A 5,599-nucleotide genomic window follows, 5' to 3' on the forward strand; every position below is an offset into this window, starting at 1 on the left:
GGTCACGCCCGAGAGTTTTCCGCTGCTCATGTCCATCTTCTTTCTGGCGGCCATCATCGTCGGCGGCATGGGCTCCATCCTGGGCGGCATCCTGGGCGCGGTGTTCATGACCATGGTGCCCGAGCTGCTCAAGCTCGTCGTGGGCCTGCTGCCTGGCGGCACGGAACTCACCGTATTCCTATCGCCCGTGCGCACCGTGATCTTTGGCCTGCTCATCATCGGTTTTCTCGTCTTCGAGCCCCATGGCCTGGCCGAAGTGTGGCGGCGCGTCCGTCGTTTCTTCCATCTCTGGCCTTTCAGAAACTAAACATCCAGGAGACACGCATGCACAAGACACCCACCTGCCCACGCCGCCGCACACTGCTGGCCGCCGCTGGCGCCGCAGCACTGACCAGCCCGCTGTCGGTGCTGGCGCAGTCGAACGAAGACATCGTGATTGGCGGCTCCATTCCGCTCACCGGCGTGTTCGCATTTGCAGGTGTGGGCATCAACGCGGGCATTGGCGACTACGTGAAGATGGTCAACGACGCAGGCGGCATCAAAGGCCGCAAGCTCAAGTACGTGCCTGAGGACACGGGCTACAAGGTCGATGTGTCAGTGGCTGCGTACAAAAAAATCACCAGCCAGAACAAGGTCCATCTGTACTACGGCGACTCCACGGGCTTCTCCAAAACCATCAACCCCGAGCTGGACCGCGCGGGCACCACGCTGATGGCCGGGGCCTCGTTCGCGTCCGAACTCAACGACCCTGCCAAGTACCCGAACCAGTTCCTCGTGGGCCCCGACTACACCGAGATGTTCGGCATCCTGCTCAAGCACATCGCCAAAGAGAAGCCCGGCGCCAAGGTGGCGTTTGTGTACTCCGACTCTGAGTTTGGCCGCGATCCCATCGAAAAAAGCGAGGCCGAAGCCAAGAAACTTGGCCTGTCGGTGCCCGTCAAGATCATGACGCCCGCTGGCAGCGTGGATGTGTCCACCGAAGTCATCAAGCTGCGGCGCGCTGCGCCCGACTACACCATCTTCCACGGCTACATCCTCGCGCCCATTCCCGAGTTCATCACCCAGGGCAAGCAGCAAGGCATGACGAGCAAGTGGATGGGCACCTTCTGGACCATGGACAGCTCCACCGTGATGAAGATGGGCGAGGCCGCTGACGGCTTCATGGGCGTGATGCCCTATCGCTACTACTACGACACCGAGAAAGCGCCCATGCTGGAGAAGATCCGCGCGCTACGGCCCGAGTACCAGAGCACGGCCTACATCCAGGGCTTCCTGGCCGCCATGCTGTTCACCGAGGCAGCAAAGCGCACGCTGGATGCGGGCAAACCACTGGACGGCAAGAACCTCAAGGCCGCACTCAACAGCATCAAAGACTTCGACACCGGCGGGCTGATCGGCGTGCCGATCACCATCAGCGGCAATTCGATCCCGGTGGGCCGCGTGTACCGTGCCGACATGAAGGCCCAGAAGATGGTCGCCGCTTCCGACTGGATCAAACTCTGACCTTGTCTGCGCCATGACCCAGCCAACCCCGGCCCACGTCCTCGAAGTCAACAACATCGAGGTCATCTACAACAAGGTGGTGCAGGCCCTGCGCGGCCTGTCGCTGGCTGTGCCGCGTGGGCAGATCGTAGCGCTGTTGGGCAGCAACGGGGCGGGCAAAAGCACCACGCTCAAGGCGATCTCGGGCCTGCTGGCGCTGGAGGATGGTGTGGTCGAAAGCGGCAGCATCCACTTCAACGGGCAGCCCACGGCGGCGGTGGCCCCGCAGCAACTGGTGCGCAACGGCCTGAGCCATGTGATGGAAGGCCGCCGCGTGTTTGAAGACCTCACGGTCGAAGAGAACCTGGTGGCGGCGACCTATGCACTCACCGGGCGCAGCGGTGCAACGCCGGATTTCGATCTGGTCTACAGCTACTTCCCGCGCCTGCATGAGCGGCGCAAGGGCCTGGCCGGGTACCTGTCAGGCGGCGAGCAGCAGATGCTGGCCATCGGCCGCGCACTCATCGCGCAACCCCAGCTCATCCTGCTCGACGAGCCCTCCCTGGGCTTGTCTCCCAAGCTGGTCGAAGACATCTTCACCATCATCGCGCGCATCAACGCCGAGCGTGGCACGAGCATGCTGCTGGTGGAGCAGAACGCCACCGTGGCGCTGGCCGTGGCGCACCGGGGCTACATCATGGAGAACGGCAAGATCGTAATCGACGGCACGGCCGAACGGCTGGCCAACGACCCCGATGTGCGCGAGTTCTACCTGGGCATGGGTGGTGGTGGCGAAGCGAAAAGCTTCAAAGACATCAAGCACTACAAGCGCCGTAAAAGGTGGCTGTCGTAATGAACATGCATGCCCTCCCCGACCTCACCCTGCCCCAGATGCTGCGCGAACGCGCACGCACCGATGCCGAGCGCATCGCCATCCGGCAAAAGGACTTCGGCATCTGGAAGCCCTTCACCTGGGTGCACTACCACCAGCGCGCCAGCCACTTCGGCCTGGGCCTGCGCGCCCTGGGCCTGCCTGCAGGCGGGCACGTGGGCGTGATCTCCGAGAACCGCATCGAATGGGTGCTGGCACAGATGGGCGCAGGCCTGGTAGGCGCCGTGACGGTGGGCGTGTACCCCACCAGCCCCACCAACGAAGTGGCCTATGTGGTGGGCCATGCCGACATCGAGATCATGGTCTGCGAAGACCAGGAGCAAACGGACAAGCTGCTAGCCGCACTGCCCGAGCTGCCGCGCCTGAAAAAGATCGTGGTGATGGAGACCAAGGGCCTGCGCAGCTTTGCGCCCGAAGTGCGGCAGTTCATCACCACCTTTGACGAGGTCGAGCAGCTGGGCGCAGCGTCGGGCCAGCAAGCCATCATCGACGAAGCGCTCGCACGCCAGCGGCTGGATGACGTGGGCCTGATGATCTACACCTCGGGCTCCACCGGAAAGCCCAAGGGCGCGATGATTTCGTACCGCAACATCCGGGGCGTGGTGCCTGGCATCGTGGACCGGCTGGAGCTGTCGCAAGGCACCACCCACCTGTCGTACCTGCCGCTGTGCCATGTGGCCGAGCAGATGCTGACCAGCTTTGTGCCCGTGTACATCGGCTCGCAGGTGAACTTTGGCGAGTCCATCCGCACCGTGCAGGAAGACCTGCGCGAAGTCGCGCCCACCATGTTCCTGGGCGTGCCACGCATATGGGAAAAGCTGCACGCCGCCATCCACATCAAGCTACAGGAAACGGGCGGCCTGCGCCGCACGCTATTCCACAAGGCCTACAACGCCTGCAAGCCGCTGGCCGAAAAGCCGCGCAGTGCCTGGAGCGCTGCCGACAAGCTCACCTTTGCCGCGAGCTACTGGCTCGTCTTTCGCGCGCTGCAGAACTTCATCGGCCTGCGCAATGCCCATGTGGCGCTCACGGGCGCCGCGCCCATCCCGCCCGACGTGGTGCGCTTCTTCCGCGTGCTGGGCGTGCCGCTCATCGAGGTGTATGGCCTCACCGAATCCACCGGCATGGTTACGGGCCACCGTCTGGACCATGTGGTGGTGGGCACCGTGGGCGTGCCCACGCAGGGCGTGGAGCACCGCATTGCCGACAACGGAGAGCTGCAGATCCAAGGCGACATGGTGTTTGCTGGCTACTACAAGAACCCCGAGGCCACGGCCAGCAGCATCATCGGCGGCTGGCTGCACACGGGCGACGTGGTGCGCGAGGAACACGGCCAAATCAAGATCGTGGACCGCCTCAAAGACATCATGATTACCGCCGGTGGCAAAAACCTCACACCGTCCGAGATCGAGAACACGATGAAAGGCAGCCCCTTCATCAAGGAATGCATCATCGTGGCCGAGGCGCGCAAGTTTGTAGGCGCGCTGGTGATGATCGACATGGATACCGTAGGCAAATGGGCCGAGGCGCGGCGCATTCCGTTCACACACTTTCGCTCGCTGGTGGAGCACCCCGAGGTGCGTGGCCTCATCGACTCCGAAATCAACCAGGGCAATCAGCGCCTGGCGCAGGTCTCGCAGATCCGCAAGTTCCACCTGCTCACCAAGGAGCTGGACCACGACGACGGCGAGGTGACCGCCACCATGAAAGTGCGCCGCGCAAGCATCTACAAGACCTATGCGGCCGAGATTGAGGCGCTGTACCACTGAGAGCTCGTGACGGTATGAACGGATGCGGCAGCACCACCGAGGCCATTCACTATAAAAAAAAGAGCTAGAAACGCTTTACTGTTGCGCGCAGAGGGCCAATTTGAAATGAAAAACACCGCCACCCCCACCGCCACACAGCCGCTGCTGCTGCAGCGCAACGGCGCCGTTGCCACGCTGCGCTTCAACCGGCCCGAGGCGCTCAACGCCATCGACGTGCCCATGGCCAACGCCTTCCTCGACGCGGTGCAGACCGTTGCCGCCGACCCTGGCGTGCGTGCCGTGGTGCTGTGTGGCAATGGCCGGAGCTTCATGGCCGGGGGCGATCTGGCCACCCTGCGTGCCGACCCGGTGCAAGGTGCCATCGACATCCTCACGCCGCTCAACGCCGCACTGCAACTGCTCTTGCAGATGAATGCGCCCGTCATCGCCCAGGTGCATGGTGTGGCCGCCGGCGCGGGCCTGAGCCTGCTGCTGATGGCCGACTATGTGATCGTTGCCGAAGGCACACGACTGAACCTGGCCTACATCAACCTCGGCACCAGCTGCGATGTCGGGGCCTCATGGGCACTGCCGCGCATCGTGGGAACACGCAAGGCGCTGGAGATCGCACTGCTGGGCGAAGCCTTCACAGCAGACGACGCCCTGCACCTTGGCATCGTCAACCGTGTGGTGCCTGCGGCGGACCTGGAAACCGCCATCACCACGTTGGCCCAGCGCCTGGCCACCGGGCCTACCCTGGCCTATGGCGCCATGAAGCGCCTCATGCGCGAATCGATGGAGCGCACGCTGCCCGAACAGCTGGCCGCCGAAAAGGACGCGTTTGTGCGCTGCGCAAGCACGGAGGACTTTCGCACGGGAGTGGAGGCGTTTCACCAGCGCCAGAATCCGTCGTTTGCGGGCCGGTAGCGCCCAGGGTTCTGCGTTGAAAACGCGCTTCACAAAGAACTTCCAACGCAGGACACGCGCCAGCTCGCGCACCATTCTCACGGGCCCATATTGGCCTCGTTTCCGGAACATTCCGTTTGCGTGCGGCCCGTTTATCCGGGTGGCTCCGCCCTCTACAGTTGGCGCATGCCGTCGCCCGATGTGCACAACCCTTTCGCCAACAGCAGGACACCTTCACCGTGATCACCGTCCGCGCCGCCGCAGACCGGGGCCGCTCCTCCACCGGCTGGCTGCACAGCGCCCACAGCTTTTCGTTTGGCAGCTACTTTGACCTGCGCCACCAGGGCCACGGCAATCTGCTGGTGCTCAACGAAGACACCGTGGCCCCCGGCCAGGGCTTTGGCAGCCACGGGCACCGCGACATGGAGATCGTGAGCTACGTGCTCAGCGGCGCACTGGCCCACCAGGACAACGTGGCGCAACGCAGCCATACAGACAGCGCCACCCCTTCGCCCGCCCCCACCGGCATCCTGCGCCCCGGCGATGTGCAGCGCATGAGCGCAGGCTGGGG

The 5,599-nt window shown here is 63.8% G+C and carries 5 protein-coding genes and 1 pseudogene; all 6 read left to right on the plus strand.

Annotated features, from left to right (window positions below; all coding sequences use genetic code 11):
• Positions 1-307 (plus strand): annotated as a pseudogene (locus DBR12_RS05530) (branched-chain amino acid ABC transporter permease); the annotation flags it as partial.
• 17 nt (positions 308-324) lie between these two features.
• Positions 325-1,503 (plus strand): ABC transporter substrate-binding protein, encoded by a 1,179-nt coding sequence (locus DBR12_RS05535; RefSeq protein ID WP_108616343.1) that lies wholly within the window; start codon positions 325-327, stop codon positions 1,501-1,503.
• A 13-nt stretch (positions 1,504-1,516) separates the two neighbouring features.
• Entirely contained in the window at positions 1,517-2,335 is an 819-nt protein-coding gene (locus DBR12_RS05540) for an ABC transporter ATP-binding protein (RefSeq protein ID WP_056742497.1), read from the plus strand.
• Between the two features lie 5 nt (positions 2,336-2,340).
• Entirely contained in the window at positions 2,341-4,143 is a 1,803-nt protein-coding gene (locus DBR12_RS05545) for a long-chain fatty acid--CoA ligase (protein WP_108616345.1), read from the plus strand.
• Between the two features lie 105 nt (positions 4,144-4,248).
• On the plus strand, positions 4,249-5,049 hold the full coding sequence (locus DBR12_RS05550) for an enoyl-CoA hydratase/isomerase family protein (protein ID WP_108616344.1): 801 nt from the start codon (positions 4,249-4,251) through the stop codon (positions 5,047-5,049).
• Between the two features lie 218 nt (positions 5,050-5,267).
• A partial coding sequence (locus DBR12_RS05555) for a pirin family protein (RefSeq protein WP_199226633.1) occupies positions 5,268-5,599 on the plus strand: 332 nt, incomplete at its 3' end.

It is taken from the genome of Acidovorax sp. HMWF029 (assembly GCF_003060895.1).
Lineage (GTDB): Bacteria > Pseudomonadota > Gammaproteobacteria > Burkholderiales > Burkholderiaceae_C > Acidovorax.